17 protein-coding genes are annotated in these 19,726 nt (G+C 58.9%); 10 read left to right on the top strand and 7 right to left on the bottom strand.

Going from position 1 to position 19,726, the window contains the following annotated elements; genetic code table 11:
- Nucleotide 1: 1 nt before the first annotated feature.
- The gene (locus U5A05_RS13610; protein WP_261738426.1) at nucleotides 2-439 is read right to left on the bottom strand and encodes a YqaA family protein; all 438 of its coding nucleotides are present in this window, start codon (nucleotides 437-439) and stop codon (nucleotides 2-4) included.
- Between the two features lie 192 nt (nucleotides 440-631).
- On the bottom strand, nucleotides 632-1,606 hold the full coding sequence (gene tauA / locus U5A05_RS13605; protein ID WP_321833351.1) for a taurine ABC transporter substrate-binding protein: 975 nt from the start codon (nucleotides 1,604-1,606) through the stop codon (nucleotides 632-634).
- A gap of 267 nt (nucleotides 1,607-1,873) precedes the next feature.
- Between tauA and U5A05_RS13600 the strand changes: the two genes are divergently transcribed.
- Nucleotides 1,874-3,907, top strand: coding sequence for a c-type cytochrome (locus U5A05_RS13600; protein ID WP_321833350.1), 2,034 nt, complete (start codon nucleotides 1,874-1,876; stop codon nucleotides 3,905-3,907).
- 118 nt (nucleotides 3,908-4,025) lie between these two features.
- Here the strand turns inward: U5A05_RS13600 and mrdA are convergent, their stop codons facing one another.
- Nucleotides 4,026-5,921: a penicillin-binding protein 2 gene (gene mrdA / locus U5A05_RS13595; RefSeq protein ID WP_261742438.1), complete on the bottom strand. Its 1,896-nt coding sequence runs from the start codon at nucleotides 5,919-5,921 to the stop codon at nucleotides 4,026-4,028.
- Nucleotides 5,922-6,090: 169 nt separating this feature from the next.
- Here mrdA and U5A05_RS13590 point away from each other — a divergent pair, with 169 nt between their 5' ends.
- Nucleotides 6,091-7,008, top strand: coding sequence for a 1-aminocyclopropane-1-carboxylate deaminase/D-cysteine desulfhydrase (locus tag U5A05_RS13590; protein WP_321833347.1), 918 nt, complete (start codon nucleotides 6,091-6,093; stop codon nucleotides 7,006-7,008).
- A gap of 17 nt (nucleotides 7,009-7,025) precedes the next feature.
- Here the strand turns inward: U5A05_RS13590 and U5A05_RS13585 are convergent, their stop codons facing one another.
- Nucleotides 7,026-7,574 carry a cytochrome b gene (locus tag U5A05_RS13585; RefSeq protein WP_261738422.1) on the bottom strand — a complete coding sequence of 183 codons (549 nt, stop codon included), beginning with the start codon at nucleotides 7,572-7,574 and terminating at the stop codon, nucleotides 7,026-7,028.
- A 95-nt stretch (nucleotides 7,575-7,669) separates the two neighbouring features.
- On the bottom strand, nucleotides 7,670-8,626 hold the full coding sequence (locus tag U5A05_RS13580; RefSeq protein ID WP_321833345.1) for a DUF1853 family protein: 957 nt from the start codon (nucleotides 8,624-8,626) through the stop codon (nucleotides 7,670-7,672).
- A gap of 101 nt (nucleotides 8,627-8,727) precedes the next feature.
- Between U5A05_RS13580 and U5A05_RS13575 the strand changes: the two genes are divergently transcribed.
- From U5A05_RS13575 to pepN, 6 genes are all read left to right on the top strand, one after another.
- Nucleotides 8,728-9,618, top strand: a complete 891-nt coding sequence (locus U5A05_RS13575) for an NAD(+) kinase (protein ID WP_095000386.1) — start codon at nucleotides 8,728-8,730, stop codon at nucleotides 9,616-9,618.
- Nucleotides 9,618-10,589, top strand: coding sequence for a metallophosphoesterase (locus tag U5A05_RS13570; protein ID WP_261738420.1), 972 nt, complete (start codon nucleotides 9,618-9,620; stop codon nucleotides 10,587-10,589). Before U5A05_RS13575 ends, U5A05_RS13570 begins: the two co-directional genes overlap by 1 nt.
- Nucleotides 10,586-11,464 (top strand): rhomboid family intramembrane serine protease, encoded by an 879-nt coding sequence (locus tag U5A05_RS13565; RefSeq protein ID WP_261738419.1) that lies wholly within the window; start codon nucleotides 10,586-10,588, stop codon nucleotides 11,462-11,464. Before U5A05_RS13570 ends, U5A05_RS13565 begins: the two co-directional genes overlap by 4 nt.
- A gap of 183 nt (nucleotides 11,465-11,647) precedes the next feature.
- Nucleotides 11,648-11,908 (top strand): YeaC family protein, encoded by a 261-nt coding sequence (locus U5A05_RS13560; RefSeq protein ID WP_261738418.1) that lies wholly within the window; start codon nucleotides 11,648-11,650, stop codon nucleotides 11,906-11,908.
- Nucleotides 11,905-12,735: a DUF2797 domain-containing protein gene (locus U5A05_RS13555; protein ID WP_321833336.1), complete on the top strand. Its 831-nt coding sequence runs from the start codon at nucleotides 11,905-11,907 to the stop codon at nucleotides 12,733-12,735. The genes U5A05_RS13560 and U5A05_RS13555 overlap by 4 nt, the downstream gene beginning before the upstream one ends.
- A 12-nt stretch (nucleotides 12,736-12,747) precedes the next feature.
- Nucleotides 12,748-15,405 (top strand): aminopeptidase N, encoded by a 2,658-nt coding sequence (pepN, locus tag U5A05_RS13550; protein WP_321833335.1) that lies wholly within the window; start codon nucleotides 12,748-12,750, stop codon nucleotides 15,403-15,405.
- Between the two features lie 98 nt (nucleotides 15,406-15,503).
- Here pepN and U5A05_RS13545 read toward each other — a convergent pair whose 3' ends face one another.
- Nucleotides 15,504-16,217 carry a FadR/GntR family transcriptional regulator gene (locus U5A05_RS13545; protein WP_261738415.1) on the bottom strand — a complete coding sequence of 238 codons (714 nt, stop codon included), beginning with the start codon at nucleotides 16,215-16,217 and terminating at the stop codon, nucleotides 15,504-15,506.
- Nucleotides 16,218-16,290: 73 nt separating this feature from the next.
- On the opposite strand from U5A05_RS13545, the gene U5A05_RS13540 reads away from it, so the two are divergent.
- Nucleotides 16,291-17,055 (top strand): MgtC/SapB family protein, encoded by a 765-nt coding sequence (locus U5A05_RS13540; protein WP_261738414.1) that lies wholly within the window; start codon nucleotides 16,291-16,293, stop codon nucleotides 17,053-17,055.
- Nucleotides 17,056-17,140: 85 nt separating this feature from the next.
- Here the strand turns inward: U5A05_RS13540 and alr are convergent, their stop codons facing one another.
- Nucleotides 17,141-18,370, bottom strand: a complete 1,230-nt coding sequence (gene alr / locus U5A05_RS13535; protein WP_261738413.1) for an alanine racemase — start codon at nucleotides 18,368-18,370, stop codon at nucleotides 17,141-17,143.
- A 291-nt stretch (nucleotides 18,371-18,661) separates the two neighbouring features.
- On the opposite strand from alr, the gene U5A05_RS13530 reads away from it, so the two are divergent.
- Complete coding sequence (locus U5A05_RS13530; RefSeq protein ID WP_321833332.1) at nucleotides 18,662-19,699, top strand: isopenicillin N synthase family dioxygenase; 1,038 nt, start codon at nucleotides 18,662-18,664, stop codon at nucleotides 19,697-19,699.
- Nucleotides 19,700-19,726: the final 27 nt, after the last annotated feature.

Genomic DNA, 19,726 nt, shown 5'->3' with positions numbered 1-19,726 from the left:
TTTACGCCCAGCCCAGGGTTAGCCCTGTCAGCAGCAGATAGCGCGCGCCCTTGGCCAGGGTGACGATCAGCACGAAACTCCACAGTGGTTCGCGCATAACTCCGGCGATGACCGTGATCGGGTCGCCGATGATTGGTACCCAACTCAGCAACAGCGACCAGCGGCCATAACGCAGGTAAAACTGCTGCGCCTTGTCGAGTTTTTGCTCGCTGACCGGGAACCAGCGTTTGTGCCGAAAACGTTCGACTGATCGGCCCAGTACCCAATTCAATACCGAGCCCAGGACATTGCCCAGAGTGGCGACTGCCAGCAATGTCAGCGCCACATACTTGCCGGACAACAGCATGCCGACCAGTACGGCTTCTGACTGCATGGGCAGTATCGACGCGGCCCCGAAGGCGGCCAGGAACAGACCCAAATAGCTGGTTAACTCAAACACTCGAAATTGCGCAGATGATGGGCGCCACCTTTGTGGGATTAATCTGGCGGTCCTTATCGCAGCCTCGCGCAATGGCTGTCAATGTAAGTGGGCCCCTTGTGGGAGCGAGCCTGCTCGCGAAGATCATTCGCGAGCAGGCTCTCTCCCACTAACGCGTTTACCGGGTCGCTCCTCCACGCTCCTCATAACGGGTTATTCAGGCAAAAACTTGTCGCTGACATAGGGTGAATAGTCCGCCAGTACGCTTTCGATCTTGCCTTGATCCTTGAGGAACAAGGCAGTCCGGGCGATATCCTTGGTCGTACCGCCGCCCAGCAACTGCGGTGATTTTTGCTCGGCGGCGGAAGGGAAGTGCGCACCGTGCAGCAATTCGGGAATGTCCTGGGCATTGGCGCCGGTCAGTTTGGCGATTTTCTGCACTTGTTCCGAATCTGCAGTCCAGGCGGCCTGGTGGGCATTGTAGTCGGCGATTGCGTCGAGGCTGACTTTGGCAAATTGCGCGACTATCTCAGGGTGTTTATCGGCAAAATCCTTGCGGGCGACCCAGACTTCAAAGGTCGGCGCGCCCCATTCGCTGACCTGGCCTGCGTCGGCGAGGATTTTTCCGGTCTTGCGGATTTCCCCCAGCGCAGGTGACCAAGTAAACGCACCGTCGATATCACCGCGCTTCCAGGCCGCGGTGATTTGCGCGGGGCTGAGGTTGACCACCTTCACTTGTTGCGGGGTAAGGTTCCAGTGTTTCAGCGCGCCCAGCAGGCTGTAGTGCGAAGTAGACACAAAGGGCGTGGCGATGGTCTTGCCGATCAGGTCCTGCGGGCCGTTGATGCCGCTGCCATCACGCACTACCAGCGCTTCGGAACCCTTGATTTGCGCCGTGACGATAAAGGTCACCAACGGCACGTTGCGCGAGGCCGCAGCAGCCAGGGGGCTTGAGCCCAGATTGCCGATTTGCAGATCACCGGAGGCCAGTGCTGCAACCACGGACGGGCCTGAATCAAAGCGGCGCCAGTCGATTTTTTCACCAATGGCCTTTTCATAGCTGCCTTCGGCTTGGGCCAATTTGGTGGGATCAATGCCGGTGATATAGCCGATGGTCACATCAGCCGCCTGCGCGCCGAAGCTGAGCCCTGCGATGGAAAGAGCAATCAAAAGTGTGCGCATGGACATGGGTGGACCTTGTTCTGATGAGGTAAAAAGACGAGGTCCGGTGGTCCGGTCTGCTGAATCTAAGTGCTTTAAATAAAAGGCGAAAATATCGTTTTGGAACTAGCTTAGAGCGCTCGCTTGCGCCGTCTGGTTGCGCCGCCCATGACCGGGGTCAAACGCCATGCATTTAAAAGCCGGTACAACCCCAGTGTGAGGAATCAATAACAAAACCAGCATGGCCCGTTTCGAGGGGACCACCCCAGATCGACGCCTTAAAGGAATAACGCGATGCTTTCTACCTTCCCACGTCTGGCGTTTACCGGCCTGATGTTGCTTTGCACAGCCCATGTGCAGGCCGGTGAGCCGACAACGGCAACCAACCCCCTGATTCAACGCGGTCAGTACGTGGCCCAGCTTGGCGACTGTATTGCCTGCCACACCGCCAAGGGCGGTGCGGTGATGGCCGGTGGCCTGGAGCTGAAAACGCCGATGGGCACGATTTATTCGAGCAATATCACGCCGGACCCCGAGACTGGCATCGGTCAATACAGCTTTGAGCAATTCGACCGGGCCATGCGTGAAGGGGTCACCCCTGCGGGGCAGAACCTGTACCCGGCCATGCCGTATCCGTCTTACGCCAAGATGAGCGAAGACGATATGCGCGCCTTGTACGGCTACCTGATGCAAGGCGTTACCCCGGTCAAACAGACCAACCTTGAGGCAGACATGGGCTTTCCGTTTAACCAGCGCTGGGGGCTGGCATTGTGGAACTGGGCCTTTGTCGACACTCAGCCATTTGTTGGCGACCCGGCCAAGAGCCCCGAGCTCAACCGTGGCGCCTATCTGGTGCAGGGGCTGGGGCATTGCGGCTCATGCCACACGCCTCGCGGGATCGCCTTCCAGGAAAAGGCCATGAGTGATGCGGGCAGCAGCGGCAAGCACTACTTGGCGGGCGAGACCGTTGAAGCGTGGCGCGCCTTGAGCCTGCGTAATCTGTGGACAGTGGAGGACACCGTACAACTGCTCAAAACCGGGCAAAACCGCTTTGCCACGGTCTCGGGCAATATGGCCGACGTGATTCACCACAGCACCCAGCACTTCACCGATGCGGATCTGACCGCCATCGCCAGCTATCTGAAGTCGCTGCCACCGGGCAAGGATGATTTGCCGATGCCCGCCGTTGCAACCGGGCCGGTCAGGGCGCCAGACACCTTGTTCAGTACTCGGGGTGGTTTGGGATATACCCAGTTCTGCGCCGACTGCCATCGCCCGGATGGCGGTGGGGTCAAGGGGATTTTCCCGCCGCTAAACGGCAACCCGGGGATCGTGGCGGCTAATCCGACCACGTTGCTGCATATCACTCTGACCGGCTGGGAAACTCCGGAAACGGCCGCGCACCCAAGGGTGTACACCATGCCCGGCTTTGCGCGGTTGGCGGATGATGAAATTGCCGAGATCCTGAGTTTTGTGCGCAGCAGTTGGGGTAATGACGCCCCAGCGATCAAGTCTGCGCAAGTGGCCAAAATGCGCAAACAACTTAACCCGCAGACCATCGACGAGACAGCCTTTGTCACCCCGAGGCTGGCCAATCTGCTCAGTGCAGCCAATGCCGATCAAGTGGTGCGTGGCATGCGCTTGCACCTGCAAACCAAGGCATTGCTGCCGGACAACGTTGGCAATGCGCTCAACTGCACCAGTTGTCACTTGAACGCGGGCACCGTGGCCGATGGTTCGCCGTTTGTTGGCGTGTCGGCGTTCTTCCCCAGCTATGCGCCCCGTGCGGGCAAGGAGGTGACGCTGGAGGAGCGGATCAATGGTTGCTTCCGTCGTTCGATGGATGGCAAGCCGTTGCCGGTGACTTCGCCCGATATGCAAGCGATGGTGGCGTACTTTGACTGGATGAAAATGAATACCGTTGCTGGCGACAAGGTTGCGGGCCGGGGTGTGGGCAAGGTTGATCCGAACATCAAGCCCGATCCGGTAAACGGCAAGGCAGTGTATGTGCAGCAATGCGCGGTGTGCCACGGTGACAACGGCGAGGGCTTGAAGCACGCCGATGGCAGCTTTGTGTATCCGCCGTTGTGGGGTGATGAGTCGTTCAATATCGGCGCGGGCATGGCGCGCACCTACACGGCGGCGGCGTTCGTCAAACGCAATATGCCGATTGGCTTCCATGAGAAGTTCCCGTTGGGGCAGGGCGGACTATCGGATCAGGAGGCGGTGGATGTGGCCGAGTACTTCTCGCATCAACCACGGCCTGACTTTGTCGACAAGGCCAAGGACTGGCCGAAGGGCGGCAAGCCGGTGGATGCGCGGTACTGAGCCGTGAAGTGCCAGCCAGACTGAGTTGATGCCATCGCGGGCAAGCCCGCTCCCACAAGATCGACGCAAAATCTGTGGGAGCGGGCTTGCTCGCGATTCAGTCAACCCGGTTGCAGCTTCAGACGTGCGGGGTCGTGTGTGCCTTGATCTGCGGGCTGGCGTACTGTGGTTTTAGCACGCCCTGGTTGTCGAGCAGCCAGGCGTCCATCACTTTGCGCACCACCGGGCCTGCAACCCGGCCACCGGCTTCGCCGTTTTCGATCATCACCGAGATCACAATCTGCGGGTCTTCGGCAGGGGCGAAGCCGACAAACAGGGCGTTGTCGCGATTGCGCTCGGCGGTTTTCAGGCGGTTGTAACGTTCGCCCTGCTTGATCGCCACCACCTGCGCAGTACCACTTTTACCGGCAATCCGGTATTGCACGCCCTGGGCCGCTGCCCGGGCAATGCCGCGCGGGTCGTGCATCACCAGTTGCATGGCGTGGTTGACCTGATCCCAGTCTCGCGGATCGCGCAGCACTAGATTGGGAATCGGGTGCTCATCCACCGGTGGCGTTCCGTCAACGGTTTTGGCCAGGTGCGGACGGTTCCATACCCCTTTGTTGGCAATTAGTGCCGTGGCTTGCGCCAGTTGCAGCGGGGTGACCTGCATGTAGCCCTGGCCAATCCCCAAAATCACCGTTTCGCCCGGGAACCAGGCTTGGCGGCGGGTACTGCGCTTCCACTCGCGGGACGGCATCAAACCTGACGACTCTTCGAACATGTCCAGCGACACCTTTTGCCCCAACCCGAACTCCGCCATGTAGTCGTGCATGCGGTCAATGCCCAGCTTGGATGCAAGGTCATAAAAGTAGGTGTCGTTGGAGCGCATGATGGCAGCGTTCAAGTCCACCCAGCCGTCGCCGCTGTGGTTCCAGTTGCGGTATTTGTGGTCGACGTTCGGCAGTTGGAAATAGCCGGGGTCGAACACCCTGGTCGAGGCCGAAATCACGCCGCTGTCCAGACCTGCAATCGCCACTTCGGGCTTGATTGTCGAGCCCGGCGCATACAGCCCGCGCAACGCTCGGTTGAACAGTGGCTTGTCGATGGAATCACGCAGCCCGGAGTAGTCTTTTGAGCTAATACCGGTCACGAACAGGTTAGGGTCAAAGCTGGGTTTGCTGACCATGGCCAACACTTCGCCGGTTTTCGGGTCCAGGGCGATGATCGAGCCGCGACGGTCTCCGAGTGCATCTTCGGCGGCTTCCTGGAGCTTGATGTCCAGGCTCAGGACGATGTTTTTACCCGCTACCGCATCGGTGTGACGCAGCACGCGCATGACCCGGCCCTGGGCGTTGGTTTCGACTTCTTCAAAACCGACCTTGCCGTGCAATTCGTTTTCATAAAAACGTTCGATGCCGGTTTTGCCTATCGACTGCGTGCCGCGGTATTGGGTGGGATCCAGCTGTTTGGCTTCTTTCTCGTTGATCCGGCCAACATAACCGACCGAATGGGCAAAGTGATCGCCCTGCGGGTAATGGCGTACGAACTGCGCCTCGACATCAATGCCCGGCAGGCGGAACTGATTGACCGCCAGCAGGGCGATTTGCTCCTCACTCAGCTCGTACAGCAGAGTCGAGGGGTCAAACGGGTGGCGCGCCTGCTTCATGGCTTTGGCAAACACCGCGCGGTCTTCTTCAGGCAAATGCAGAATGCTCATCACCGAGTCCAGCACCTTGGCGGTATCGCCGGCCCGTTCGCGGGTGATAGTCATATTGAAACTGGGCTGGTTGTCGGCCAGCAGTACGCCGTTGCGGTCGTAGATAAAACCGCGTTCAGGCGGGATCGGCAGCACATGCACCCGATTGTTCTCGGACACCGTCGAGTTGTAATCGAACTCGGTGACTTGCAGAAAATACATACGCCCGATCAGCGCGCAGCTGATCGCCAGCACCAGCCCGGCGCACGCGATCAGTCTTTTATTGACCAAGCGTTTTTCGCTTTCGTGATCTTTAAGGGGGATCGGCTCAGGCATGGTCGGATGGTCTCGCGTCATTAAACAGATAGCAGCAGCCACAGCGAGGCTACGAAATTCGGCGCACACCTTACCAAGAAGCCTGCAGTCGAGTCAGGTTATTGGGCACCCTGAACATGAAAATCGACAGGCTGCTGTAAACTCGCTCTTTTTCCAATTGAGCCTTCCCATGCTGCCCTTGATCGACTGGCACCCCCATGCACCCTTGCAGCGTTTGCATCTTGACTGGCTGCAACAGGCCGGGGTGGAGGTGGCAGTGCTGCGCCTGGACTTGATTGATCCGCTGATCAGCGGCAACAAGTGGTTCAAGCTGACCGAGCATTTACGTGCGGCCCAGGAGGCGGGGGCTGAGGGGCTGATCAGCTTGGGCGGTGCCCACTCCAACCATTTGCATGCCCTGGCGGCAGCCGGCAAGCGTTTTGGCTTTGCCACGGTGGGGCTATTGCGCGGCCATGTGCAGCAAACCCCCACTACGCTGGACCTTGAACGCTATGGCATGCAGTTGCACTGGCTGGGCTTTGCTGGTTACCGGGCACGCCATGAGCCCGATTTCTGGCAGCCCTGGCAAGCCTTGTATCCGGGTTTGCAGCAGGTTCCGGAAGGCGGTGGTGGCCTGGCGGGTGCACTGGGCTGTGTGCCGCTGGTGGCTATGCTGCGTGAGCAACTGGTGGATGTGGGCTGGGATGATTACGACGGCTGGTGGTTGGCGGCAGGTACTGGCACAACCCTGGCCGGGCTGGTGTTGGGCGAGGGGGGTGAGCGCAGGGTTTATGGCGCGCTGGCAGTGCCGACGGATCACGGGGTGGCCCCGCAGGTGGCGGCGATCTTGCAGACGGCAGGGCACAACGAACGCAATTTCGAGCTGATCGATGCCAGCCGTGGCGGTTTTGCCAAGGTTGATCCGGCATTACTGGGGTTTATTCAGGCCAGTGAAACGGCCAGTGGTGTGCCATTGGAGCCGCTGTATACAGCCAAGGCATTAATGGCGCTTGAGCAAGCGGTGAAAGAGGGGAGTATTACACGGGGCAAACGTCTGGTATTCGTCCACACCGGCGGCTTACAAGGCCGCCGGGGGTTTGTAGTTTAAAAAAAGGGGGGCTGGGTTTAGCCGCGTTTAGGCAGCATGCGCAACAGGGTGTTGTCCTTGATCAAATAGTGGTGCGCCAGCCCTGCTACGGCGTGCAAGCCGATCAGCCAATAGCCGATGGTGCCGCCCAGTTCGTGCCAGCTTTTGATTTGCTTGGCGAAGTCCGGGTCTTTGGCGGTCAGCGGCAGGATGTCGAAGCCGTAGAAGTACACTGGCTTGTCGTTGTAGCTCAATACCAGATAGCCCAATACCGGCATGGCGATCATGAACACGTACAACGCCCAGTGCATCAACGTGGCAAGGGCTGTTTGCCAGGCAGGCGGGGTTGGCGTGATTTTCGGCGCTGCACCCAGCGTTCGGGCCAGCAGTCGCAGCCAGACCAGCGCAAACACCGTCAGCCCGAGCATAAAGTGCGCGTCCTTCATCAGGTTGCGGCCGTCGCTGTCTTTGGGGAAGATGCCGCGAAATTCGATTGACGCATAAATCAGTACAAACAACAGCACCATAAGCCAGTGCAGGGCGATGGACATTCGGCTGTAATGTTGGGCGGTGCTTTTCCAGGACATGGTGTTTCCTCACAGTTCAGGTCTGAAGCCTCCATTCTTGTTTGACGGAGTGCTGTTACTTTAAGCGCGTTGGGCAATTTTGCACTTGAGATGTGTCAGCTTTCGGGGGTTCCCGGCACATTTGGCCAAAAATCAGAGACTAAAAACAAGCGTTCGGCTTCTTCCCAGTCACCGTCTTCATTTTCACTCAGGCGCACCAGCAGTTGCGCTGGGGCCTGGGGGTGCAGTTCTGTCAGCCAGATGTCCAGCTGTTGTGCAGTCCATATACCTTCAGGGCCATAGTGCGCCGGGGCGAGCCAGGCATGTCGGGGCAGGGGTTGCCAGCAGCCGGCAGGGCTCTGGCGGGCAAACGCTGGCCAGTCGCGCTGATGCAGCCAGCGCCCACGCAGGTGCTGCGGGTTGGCCCCGGCAGGTGAGCTGGCCTCACCGGGCCACGGGTACAGCAAGTAACCACCGAGCCACAAGTGCGCGCTGAACGTCTGGATATCCAGGCTGGCGAGGATTTCGCGGCTTTCGGGGCGGCCCGACATGGGTAACTGATGTTGGCTGAAGTGCTTGAGTTTGCGGTCCAACCGGTCATTGCTGCCGGGGCCGAGCCATTGCGCAGGGTCCGTGCCGTCACCGTCCTGAGGAGCGAGGTAGAGCTTGATCGCCAGTTCCAGGTGATGCACGCCTTCGCGGTCACGCAGCAATAAGTCGAGTTCGCCCAGTGTATGCCCGCCCAGGCGGATCGGCAGGTTGGCGGCCACCAACTCAACGCCGGGGGCGTGCTGCACGGCAAATTGCCACAACCGTTCGTAATAGCGCCCCAGCCGCCGGGTAGTGGCCAGTTCGAGCCAGTGCTGGAGGGGCTCACTGTGCTGATCCAGTTCACGCAACCAGCGTTCCAGTTGTTCCGGAGCCTGGACCCAGTCACTGCCCGCCAACGGATGGCGTTGTGGCCAGGGTGTCTGGATCAGCATCGGCGGGGCGAGAATCACCCACGCCAGATCGCGCACCGCAGGGTGGCGCAGTTGGCGGGGCAGGTTGAGCAAGTCGGGGAAGAGGGTCATTGTCCGAGCATAGCTGTCCTGAGGGCTGAAAGGGTTTTGTCTATCGTGGTCTTTCGCCCATAATCGTTGTTTTCGCACGTATTGAATCCCGCAGGAGCCCCATGGAGCAATTTCGCAATATCGGCATCATAGGTCGTCTGGGCAGCTCGCAAGTGCTCGACACGGTTCGCCGACTGAAAAAATTCCTGCTTGAGCGGCACATGCACGTGATCCTTGAAGACACCATCGCCGAGGTGTTGCCCGGTCATGGTCTGCAAACCTCGTCGCGTAAAATGCTCGGTGAAGTGTGCGACATGGTGATAGTGGTCGGCGGCGATGGCAGTTTGCTTGGCGCCGCGCGGGCACTGGCCCGGCACAATGTCCCGGTACTGGGCATCAACCGTGGCAGCCTGGGCTTCTTGACCGACATCCGCCCCGATGAGCTGGAAGTCAAGGTGGCCGAGGTGCTCGACGGCCACTACCTGGTTGAAAACCGTTTTCTGTTGCAAGCCGAAGTCCGCCGTCACGGCGAGGCCATTGGCCAGGGCGACGCCCTGAATGACGTGGTGCTGCACCCCGGCAAGTCCACGCGCATGATCGAGTTCGAACTGCATATCGACGGTCAGTTCGTATGCAGCCAAAAGGCCGACGGCCTGATCGTGGCAACGCCCACCGGCTCCACGGCCTACGCGATGTCAGCGGGTGGCCCGATCATGCACCCCAAGCTCGACGCAATCGTAATTGTGCCAATGTACCCGCATACCCTCAGCAGTCGCCCGATTGTGGTCGATGGCAACAGCGAGCTTAAAATCGTGGTGGCCAAGGACATGCAGATCTACCCGCAAGTCTCATGCGATGGTCAGAACCATTTCACCTGTGCACCTGGCGATACTATTAACGTCAGCAAAAAAGCGCAAAAGCTGCGCCTGATCCACCCGTTGGACCACAACTACTATGAAGTGTGTCGGACCAAGCTTGGCTGGGGTAGCCGACTGGGCGGTAGGGCTGACTGATGCTCGATCCAGCGCGCAGTTACGATCTGATCGGTGACGTGCATGGCTGTGCTCATACTCTTGAGCACCTGCTGGAGCGTCTGGGCTATCGCAAACTCGCCGGTATCTGGCGACACCCGCAACGGATAGCGGTGTTCCTGGGTGACATCATTGATCGCGGCCCGCGGATTCGCGAGTCGCTGCATATTGTTTACGACATGGTTCGCGCCGGTCAGGCCCTGTGCCTGATGGGCAACCATGAATTCAACGCGCTGGGCTGGTGCACCCCCGCACCGGTCAGCAGTGGCAAGCAATTTGTGCGTGAGCACACAGCACGGCATGCCCGTCTGATTCACGAAACCCTTGAGCAGTTCGACAAGTACCCCGTTGAATGGCGTGAATTCGTGCAGTGGTTTTACGACATGCCGCTGTTTGTCGACGCAGGGCGCTTCCGGGTGGTCCATGCCTGCTGGGATGCCGAGGTGATCAGTACCTTGCGTGCGCAATACCCCGACGGCTGTATCGACGAGGCGTTCTTGCAGGCGGCGGCAGAGCCCGATAGTTTTGCCAACCTCAGCTTCAATCGACTGTTGCGCGGCACCGACATGCGTCTGCCAGGCGGCATGACCCTGACCGGTGGCGACGGCCTGACGCGGGCGTTCTTTCGCACCAAATTCTGGGAAGACGACCCCAAGACCTACGGCGATATCGTGTTCCAGCCTGATGCTTTGCCCGAGCGGGTAGCGCAGCAGCCCCTGTCCTCCACGGAAAAAGGTGCCTTGTTACGCTACGGCAGTGATGAGCCGCTGTTGTTTGTCGGGCATTACTGGCGCAGTGGCCAACCCGCGCCGATCCGGCCAAACCTGGCGTGCCTGGATTACAGCGCGGTGTTGTACGGCAAGCTGGTGGCTTATCGTCTGGATCAGGAAACCCGGCTGGATCCGAACAAATTTGTATGGGTAGACGTAGATCGCCCTGAGGCCATTCAATGAGTGTTGTAGCTGTTTTACGTTTGCCGCTGTCTGTTGATCTCAGCGCTTTTGTTGGTCTGCTCAGGCGCATGCAGGTGCCGCATCGGGTCAGTGAAGAGGCTGGCGAACAGGTGCTGTGGGCCCCCGAAACTATTGCTGACGATGTGCGCAGTTTGTATCAGCGCTTCCCGGCGGGTGATCCCGAGCATGAGTTGCCTATCGTTGAGCGGCCACCTGCGATGACCCGGCCCGGCTTCGCCCAGCAACTGCGCGACAGCCCGGCTACCGCAATCGTGTTGCTGTTGTGCGTGATCGTGGCGGCCGTGACGCAACTGGGTGACAACTTGTCGACCCTGAGCGCGCTGACCTTCGTCGATTTCAGTATTCAAGGACAGTACATAACATTTGTGCCGTTGTCCGACAGCCTGGCGTCGGGGCAGTGGTGGCGACTGGTTACCCCGATGCTGATTCACTTCGGCTTTCTGCACATCGCCATGAACGGCATGTGGTACTGGGAGCTGGGACGGCGCATTGAAATGCGCCAGGGCAGTATCAACCTGATCGGCCTGAGCCTGCTGTTTAGCCTGGTGTCCAACTTCGCCCAGTACCTGTTTGGCGGGCCGAGCCTGTTCGGCGGGTTGTCGGGTGTGTTGTACGGGCTGTTGGGGCATGTCTGGATTTACCAGATGATGGCGCCAAACCCCATGTACCACCTGCCTCGCGGGGTATTGGTGATGATGCTGGTGTGGCTGGCACTGTGCATGTCCGGGCTGGTGTCGATGATCGGCTTCGGCCAGATTGCCAACGCGGCCCATGTGGGCGGCTTGCTGATCGGTTGCCTGACCGGTTTACTGGGCGGTCTGTGGGCGCGGCGTAAGCTTGCTATGCACCCGTAGCAGCTGCCGAAGGCTGCGTTCGGCGACGCAGTCGTCGTAAAATCAGGCACTGCGTTATACCTGTTGAATCCGGTTTTCAGGTTTTACGATCGCTTCGCAATCGAACGCAGCCTTCGGCAGCTGCTACGAATGGATTTGCGATAAGCCTTACACCTCAAATTATTAAAGAGTGGAAACAGAACCATGTCCTCTTTCAACGAAATGATTCAAAACATCACCCCCGATATTTATCAGAGCCTGAAACTGGCCGTGGAAATCGGTAAATGGGCTGATGGCAATAAGCTGACTGCCGAACAACGCGAACTGTCGCTGCAAGCGATGATTGCCTGGGAAGTGCAAAACCTGCCAGAAGACCAGCGCACCGGTTACATGGGGCCGCAAGAGTGCAGCTCCAAATCGGCGCCAGTGCCGAACATCCTGTTCAAATCGGATGCTATCCATTGATTGAGATTGGTCGCGGTGCAATCAGCAAAATGTCGGCAAGCCTTGAAACGCCGACCGTTCAATATGCGTTTCGTTTGGGCGATACCGAGGTGCCGGTCAATCCCTTGATCGGCACCAAACTGCGTCTCGAATACCTGGGGCAGATCAACTGCTCCCACTGCGGGCGCAAAACCAAAAAAAGCTTCAGTCAGGGCTACTGCTACCCGTGCATGACCAAGCTGGCGCAATGCGATGTCTGCATCATGAGCCCGGAGCGTTGCCATTACGATGCAGGCACCTGCCGTGATCCGTCGTGGGGCGAGCAGTTCTGCATGACTGATCACGTGGTGTATCTGGCCAACTCCTCCGGGGTCAAGGTCGGTATTACTCGTGCCACGCAGTTACCCACGCGCTGGCTGGATCAGGGTGCCAGTCAGGCACTGCCGATTGTGCGGGTGGCAACCCGTCAGCAATCGGGGTTTGTTGAAGACCTGTTCCGCTCGCAAGTGGCCGACCGCACCAACTGGCGTGCACTGCTCAAGGGCGACGCTGCGCCTGTGGACCTCGCCGCGGTGCGTGCACAACTGTTCGAGAGCTGCGCCGAAGGCATGCAAACCCTGCAGGAGCGTTTTGGCCTGCAAGCGGTCCAGCCGCTACATGAGGTCGAGCCCATCGAGATTCACTACCCGGTCGAGCAGTACCCGAGCAAGATCGTCAGCTTTAATCTGGATAAAGATCCGATCGTTGAAGGCACGCTGATGGGGATCAAGGGCCAGTACCTGATCTTTGACACCGGCGTTATCAATATCCGCAAATACACGGCCTACCAGATGGCCGTGCATCAGTAAAAGGACTCCAGCATGCGCACCGAACAACCGCAAATGATCTACCTGAAGGACTACCAGGCGCCTGAGTATCTGATCGACGAAACGCACCTGACCTTCGAGTTGTTCGAGGACCACACGCTGGTCCATGCGCAACTGGTGATGCGCCGTAATCCTGCCCGTGGCGCGGGTTTCCCGGCACTGATGCTGGACGGTCAGCAGCTTGAATTGCTGTCGGTCAAACTCGACGACGCCGAACTCACGGCGGTTGATTATCAGCTCGACGACAGCCACTTGACCCTGCACCCGACCACCGCGCAGTTTGTGGTCGATACCAGCGTCAGGATCCACCCCGAAACCAACACCGCGCTGGAAGGCCTGTACAAGTCCGGCGGGATGTTCTGCACCCAGTGCGAGGCCGAAGGCTTTCGCAAGATCACCTATTACCTCGACCGTCCGGACGTGATGAGCACGTTCACCACCACTGTGGTGGCTGAGCAGCACCGCTATCCGATTCTGCTGTCCAACGGCAACCCGATTGCCAGCGGCCCCGATGAAGACGGTCGGCACTGGGCGACCTGGGAGGACCCGTTCATGAAACCGGCCTACCTGTTTGCGCTGGTTGCCGGTGATCTGTGGTGCGTTGAAGATACCTTCACCACCATGAGCGAGCGCACTGTGGCGCTGCGTATTTATGTCGAGCCGGAAAACATCGACAAGTGCCAGCACGCCATGACCAGCCTGAAAAAATCCATGCGCTGGGACGAAGAAACCTACGGTCGTGAGTACGATCTGGATATCTTCATGATCGTGGCCGTGAACGACTTCAACATGGGCGCGATGGAGAACAAGGGCCTCAATATCTTCAACTCCAGCGCCGTGCTGGCCCGCGCCGAAACCGCTACCGACGCCGCTCACCAGCGGGTCGAGGCCATCGTCGCCCACGAGTACTTCCACAACTGGTCGGGCAACCGCGTGACCTGCCGTGACTGGTTCCAGCTGTCGCTCAAGGAAGGCTTTACGGTATTCCGTGATTCCGAGTTCTCGGCAGACATGAACTCGCGCACCGTTAAACGCATCCAGGATGTGGCCTTTTTGCGCACCCACCAGTTCGCTGAAGACGCAGGCCCGATGGCCCACGCGGTGCGCCCGGACAGCTTTATCGAAATCTCCAACTTCTACACCCTGACCGTTTATGAGAAGGGTTCGGAGGTGGTGCGCATGATCCACACCTTGCTGGGGGCCGAGGGTTTCCGCAAAGGCAGCGATCTGTACTTCGAGCGCCATGACGGCCAAGCCGTGACCTGCGACGACTTTATCAAGGCCATGGAAGACGCCAACGGCGCCGACCTGAGCCAGTTCAAGCGCTGGTACAGCCAGGCGGGTACGCCGCGTCTGGCGGTGAGTGAGCACTATGACGCACAGCAAAAAACCTACAGCCTGACCTTTGCCCAAAGCTGCCCGGCGACCCCGGACAAGGTCGAAAAACTGCCGTTTGTGATTCCGGTGGAGCTGGGCCTGCTCAACGCCCAGGGCGCTGAAATCGCGCTGCAACTGGCGGGTGAAACTGCCGCGTCCGGCACCAGCCGTGTGCTGTCGGTGACCGAAGCCGAGCAGACCTTTACCTTTATCGGCGTCAACCAAAAGCCGTTGCCTTCGCTGCTGCGCGGGTTCTCGGCCCCGGTGAAGCTGAGCTTTGCCTACAGCCGTGACCAACTGATGTTCCTGATGCAGCATGACACCGACGGCTTTAACCGTTGGGATGCCGGTCAACAGCTGTCAGTGCAGGTGCTGCAAGAGCTGATCGCTCAACATCAACGCGGCGAAGCACTGGTCATGGACCAGCGTCTGGTTGAGGCCTTGCGCAGTGTGCTGGGCAACCCTGAGCTGGATCAGGCGATGGTGGCTGAAATGCTGTCGTTGCCAGGGGAAGCCTACCTGACTGAAATCAGTGACGTGGCCGATGTCGACGCGATTCACATTGCCCGCGAGTTCGCTCGCAAGCAATTGGCCGACAGCCTGTTTGAAGGATTGTGGGCGCGTTACCAGGCCAATCGTGCCGTGTCGAAAGTCACCCCGTACCTGGCTGAAGCCGAGCACTTTGCCCGTCGCGCACTGCAAAACATCGCGCTGTCGTACCTGATGCTTACCGGCAAGCCTGACGTTCTGGCCGCGGCCCTGGAGCAGTTCGAGCACAGCGATAACATGACCGAGCGCCTGACGGCCCTGGCCGTCTTGATCAACTCGCCATTTGTGGCTGAAAAGGCCGCCGCGCTGGCCAGTTTTGCCGAGCAGTTCAAGGACAACCCGCTGGTCATGGATCAGTGGTTCAGCGTTCAGGCGGGAAGCACCCAGCCTGGTGGTTTGCAGCGCGTGCGTGAGCTGATGGAGCACCCGGCGTTCAACATCAAGAACCCGAACAAGGTGCGGGCGCTGGTCGGTGCGTTTGCCGGACAAAACCTGATCAACTTCCATGCGGCTGATGGTTCGGGCTATCGCTTCCTGGCGGATCTGGTGATCCAGCTCAATGCCTTCAACCCGCAGATTGCTTCGCGGCAACTGGCACCGTTGACCCGCTGGCGCAAATACGACAGCGCCCGTCAGGCGTTGATGAAGGCAGAGCTTGAGCGCATCCGCAGCTCGGGCGAGCTGTCCAGCGACGTGTTTGAAGTGGTGAGCAAAAGCCTGGCGTAAACTGCGTGGGTACAAAAGGCGTCGCCCGAGTGATCGGGCGGCGCCTTTTTTGTCTCTGTCTATCCCCAATACATTCGGCAGCGGCTACAACGCTGTGTTCAACAGTTACCCAACACCACATCCAGCGCGTTTCGCGCATCATCCAGTTGCACCAGCGTGGCATGCCGGGCGCCGAGGGCGTCGTGGTTTTCGATGGCGGTCAATATCGCCTTGTGCCGAGGCAAGGCCAGTTCATGCAGGTTGGGTCGGCGATTGGAGTGCTTCAACGCCTCACGCAAAGCCAGCGACAACATATTGCACAGATTGGCCAGCAGGTCGTTGTGAGTCGCGTCGGCAATCCGGCTGTGGAAGTCCAGATCCGGTTGCAACAGCGCTTCGGGGCTCGCTGCGTTTTCCATACGCTCGTAGGCTTCGCGGATCGAGGCCACTTCTTCATCAGTCGCGTGTTGAGCAGCGAGGGCTGCAACGGCAGGTTCGATGATGCTGCGCACGCTGGTCAGCAATGCAAAAAACTCGTTTTGCGGAGAGCTTTGCATCAGCCAGTGCAGTACGTCAGGGTCGAGCATATGCCATTCGCGGCGCGGCTTGACCACGGTGCCCACCCGGGGGCGGGAATACACCAGGCCCTTGGCAACCAATACCCGTGTGGCTTCGCGCAACACGGGGCGGCTGACGGCGTACTCTTCGCACAACAAGGCTTCGGCGGGCAGTTTGTCATCGGGTTTAAAGCGCCCGGAAACAATCTGCATGCCGAGTTCTTGAACGATGCGCGCATGCATGCTTTTGCGCTCGGAGGGCTGACGGTAATCCATTGGGCGCGATTCGATCCTGTCGATGAAAAGCGCCGATCATAGCAGGCTTGTTTACATTCTTTGATTCTGTTCTGTGAGCGACGCTGCCACAGGTTTGCCTGCCGATTCTTCGCGCCGAGCTATGCTGCATTCTTGGCGCCTCGTCGGCGCAAGAGGAGCGGATATGATTTCTGAGGGAGAAATGTGTGTTCGCCTGCTGTTGGCGGCATTTTACGGCAGCCTTATAGGCTTTCAGCGAGAGCATCATTTTTGGACAGCCGGGCTTCGCACGCACATGCTGGTCTCAACCGGTGCCTGCCTGTTCATGATTGTCTCGGCTTTTGGTTTTCAGCAGGCGCTGACCATGCCTGGCACCCAGCTCGACCCATCGCGGATCGCGGCTCAGGTTGTCACCGGCATTGGTTTTTTAGGTGCCGGATCGATTCTGGTCCGTGGTGAAGTTATCAGGGGGCTCAATACGGCAGCCAGCTTGTGGGCTGTGGCAGCCATCGGTTTGTCGGTGGGGGGCGGGCTTTATCTGTTGGGACTGGCGGCTACCTTTTTGATCCTGATGATTCTGGTAGTGATTAAACCGCTGGAACGAATCTACCGCGATTATGTGCAGATTCATGTGGTCAAGCTGGTGGCGCCATCCAGTGCGTTGTCGTGGCAAACGCTTACGCAAATTTTAGGCGAGCGCTCGGACAGGATCAAACAGCTGGTTATCGAGCAGGGGCCGACCAGTGATACCGAAAGCGTCACCATCGAGTTCAGGGGGACGACCAAAGTGATGGCTGATGAGATGATCAGGAAGATTCTGCAAGTGCCGGGTGTCAGGGAGGAATACATCCCGACCTGACACTCTGTGGGAGCGAGCCTGCTCGCGAAGGTTTGAGAAGTTCGCGAACAGGTTCGCTCCCACGCATGTTGTTTGCCGGGTCGAGTTATTTTTCGATCAGGATCTTGGGATTGGAGTTGCCCCACACTGTGTACAGGTCGGCCAACAGTGCGCCGTTGATGTCTTCAACTTCTGCCTGGCTGATTTCAGCCTTGCCCTGTTGTCCGAACAGCACAACTTCATCGCCGCTTTTTACATCCGGCGCGTCGGTAACGTCGACCATCAGTGTGTTCATCGACACTTTGCCCACCACTGGTACACGGTGGCCGTTGATCAACACGATGCCTTTGTTGGTGAAGGCCCGACGATAGCCATCGGAGTAGCCAACGGTGATGTTGGCCAGCTTCGAGTCACGGCCCAGGGTGTAAGTGCGGTCGTAGCCCACGGTGTTGCCTTTGGGGTAGCTGTTGACCGAAGCGACGTGGGATTTGAATTGCATCACGCGCTTGTAGTCGGTGTGGGACGGCACGGTGTCACCGAACAGCGCGCCGCCAGGGCGGACCATGTCCAGATGCGACTCGGGCACTTCAAGCGTGGCAAACGAGTTGGCTGCGTGCAGGGTGATTTTGCTGCGATCCAGTTGAGCCGTGTCGATCAACCACTGGGCCTGCTGGTTGAACGCCTTGAGACCGGCACGCACGTCGTCGGCGTCTTCAACCGCGAAGTGGGTCATGATCGCACGGACTTCAAGGTTAGGTACTTTGGTGATCGCGACCGCGTCACGGCGGCCTTCGGCAGTGGTCATTTCCACGCCGTTTCGGCTCATGCCGCTGGAGTTAAGGCCCAGATGAACCACCAATGGACGGCCGTGTTTTTCGGCGATCAGGCTGGCTTTGACGGCGAAATCAAGGTTTCCGACCAACTCTTCCATGTTGTACGGCAGCGCGGCTTCCAGCTCGCTGAGGGCGGCCGTACGCACGCGGATCAACTGGCCCTTGAAGCCGCTTTCACGCACTACGCGAGCTTCTTCGTTGCTGGCGACACCCACGCACGGAACACCCGTGGCGATGATCGATGGCATCAGCAGGCCGATACCGTGACCGTAGGCGTCAGCCTTGAGTACAGCGCAGATTTTCGACTTGTCGGCGAGGGTGGCTTGTAGCACACGGATGTTGTGTTCGAACGCGGTTTTGTTGATCTCGACCCAGGCGTTGCTGTCCTGTGTGTTGACTTGGGCAACACCGTTGGCCATCGACAGAGGTGGCGCAGCGAAGGCCGGGTTTTGCAGTAGAGCCATGCCCAAAGAGAGAGCAAGAAGAGTACGGGTGAAGGGCATTTGTCGAGTTTCCATACGTTATTTTTTTAGAGGCAGGGGGTAACGCCCGCAATACTAGGATCGGCTTGCAGGAAATGTCACTCCCTCGGCCGCGGATCTGTCTGAAAGTGTCGTTGTGCCGTACAGGGCGTGGTTTGCAGGCTGTCATCGGCGGGGAAAAGCTGCCTGAAATGAACCTAAGCTAATGCTAAAACGATATTTATTACCTGTTTTTAAGATCGTTTAGCTTTAAGTCAGCGCCGGACACTTCTCGGTCCAGGGTCTTTCAGCTGCTTCACATGGGAGTGAACCATGCCGCATACACGAGACATCATTGCCTTGCCAACCCTGGACTTGTCGTTGCTCGATGGCACGGCTGCCCAGCGCCAGGGGTTCCTTGAAGATCTGCGTGACGCAGCTCGCGATGTGGGTTTTTTCTACCTGACGGGGCATGGCATCGACAGTGAGTTGTTGCAGCAGGTACAGGATCACGCCCGCCGTTTTTTTGCCTTGCCGGACCGCGACAAAACCGCGGTCGGCATGATCAATTCCCCCCATTTTCGCGGTTATAACCGCGCTGCTTCCGAGATTACCCGGGGCAAGCCGGACCTTCGCGAGCAGTTCGATCTGGGAGCCGAAAGGGAGGTATTGCCAACCGCGGATAACAGCCCGTATTGGGCGCGTTTGCAGGGGCCCAACCAATGGCCGCAAGCCTTGCCCACGCTCAAACCACTGTTGCTGGACTGGCAGCAGGCCATGACCGTCATGTCGCTGCGTTTGTTGCGTGCCTTTGCCCAGGCTCTGGCATTGGGGCCAGAAGCTTTTGACCAGCTGTACGGCGATAAACCCAATGAACATATCAAACTGATGCGTTACCCGGGGCAGGCGTCTGACGAGAGTAATCAAGGCGTCGGCGCCCACAAGGACTCGGGCTTCCTGAGCTTTCTGTTGCAGGATCAACAGGCGGGTCTGCAAGTCGAAATTGAAGAGGGGCGCTGGATTGACGCGCTACCTCGGGCCAACACCCTGGTGGTGAACATCGGCGAATTGCTGGAACTGGCCACCAACGGCTATCTGCGTGCCACGGTGCATCGGGTGCTGTCACCTGCCAAGGGCAGCGAGCGCTTGTCGATTGCGTTTTTCCTCGGCGCGCAGTTGGACGCCGTGGTGCCACTTTATCCCTTGCCGGCTGCACTGCTGCGCGAGGCACGAGGCCCGGTCAGTGATCCGGCCAATCCATTGTTTCGCGATGTGGGCTGGAACTACCTCAAGGGCCGTCTGCGCTCGCACCCCGATGTTGCACAACGTTATTACGCCGATGCGTTGATCCCCAATGCGCTGAGCGCTTGAGCCTTCTCCAGATCAAGGATTACCCAC

This window comes from Pseudomonas kulmbachensis, from assembly GCF_963681935.1.
Lineage (GTDB): Bacteria > Pseudomonadota > Gammaproteobacteria > Pseudomonadales > Pseudomonadaceae > Aquipseudomonas > Aquipseudomonas kulmbachensis.
Note: the sequence above shows the minus strand (reverse complement) of the source record. Positions and strands in the feature narration are given on the sequence as shown.

What these genes read in the sequence shown, in the direction of transcription:
- alr (WP_261738413.1), bottom strand. Translation starts at nt 18,370, where the DNA reads ATGCCCTTCACCCGTACTCTTCTTGCTCTCTCTTTGGGCATGGCTCTA.
- pepN (WP_321833335.1), top strand. Translation starts at nt 12,748, where the DNA reads ATGCGCACCGAACAACCGCAAATGATCTACCTGAAGGACTACCAGGCG.
- U5A05_RS13560 (WP_261738418.1), top strand. Translation starts at nt 11,648, where the DNA reads ATGTCCTCTTTCAACGAAATGATTCAAAACATCACCCCCGATATTTAT.
- U5A05_RS13575 (WP_095000386.1), top strand. Translation starts at nt 8,728, where the DNA reads ATGGAGCAATTTCGCAATATCGGCATCATAGGTCGTCTGGGCAGCTCG.
- mrdA (WP_261742438.1), bottom strand. Translation starts at nt 5,921, where the DNA reads ATGCCTGAGCCGATCCCCCTTAAAGATCACGAAAGCGAAAAACGCTTG.
- tauA (WP_321833351.1), bottom strand. Translation starts at nt 1,606, where the DNA reads ATGTCCATGCGCACACTTTTGATTGCTCTTTCCATCGCAGGGCTCAGC.
- U5A05_RS13580 (WP_321833345.1), bottom strand. Translation starts at nt 8,626, where the DNA reads ATGACCCTCTTCCCCGACTTGCTCAACCTGCCCCGCCAACTGCGCCAC.
- U5A05_RS13565 (WP_261738419.1), top strand. Translation starts at nt 10,586, where the DNA reads ATGAGTGTTGTAGCTGTTTTACGTTTGCCGCTGTCTGTTGATCTCAGC.
- U5A05_RS13600 (WP_321833350.1), top strand. Translation starts at nt 1,874, where the DNA reads ATGCTTTCTACCTTCCCACGTCTGGCGTTTACCGGCCTGATGTTGCTT.
- U5A05_RS13545 (WP_261738415.1), bottom strand. Translation starts at nt 16,217, where the DNA reads ATGGATTACCGTCAGCCCTCCGAGCGCAAAAGCATGCATGCGCGCATC.
- U5A05_RS13585 (WP_261738422.1), bottom strand. Translation starts at nt 7,574, where the DNA reads ATGTCCTGGAAAAGCACCGCCCAACATTACAGCCGAATGTCCATCGCC.
- U5A05_RS13530 (WP_321833332.1), top strand. Translation starts at nt 18,662, where the DNA reads ATGCCGCATACACGAGACATCATTGCCTTGCCAACCCTGGACTTGTCG.
- U5A05_RS13590 (WP_321833347.1), top strand. Translation starts at nt 6,091, where the DNA reads ATGCTGCCCTTGATCGACTGGCACCCCCATGCACCCTTGCAGCGTTTG.
- U5A05_RS13570 (WP_261738420.1), top strand. Translation starts at nt 9,618, where the DNA reads ATGCTCGATCCAGCGCGCAGTTACGATCTGATCGGTGACGTGCATGGC.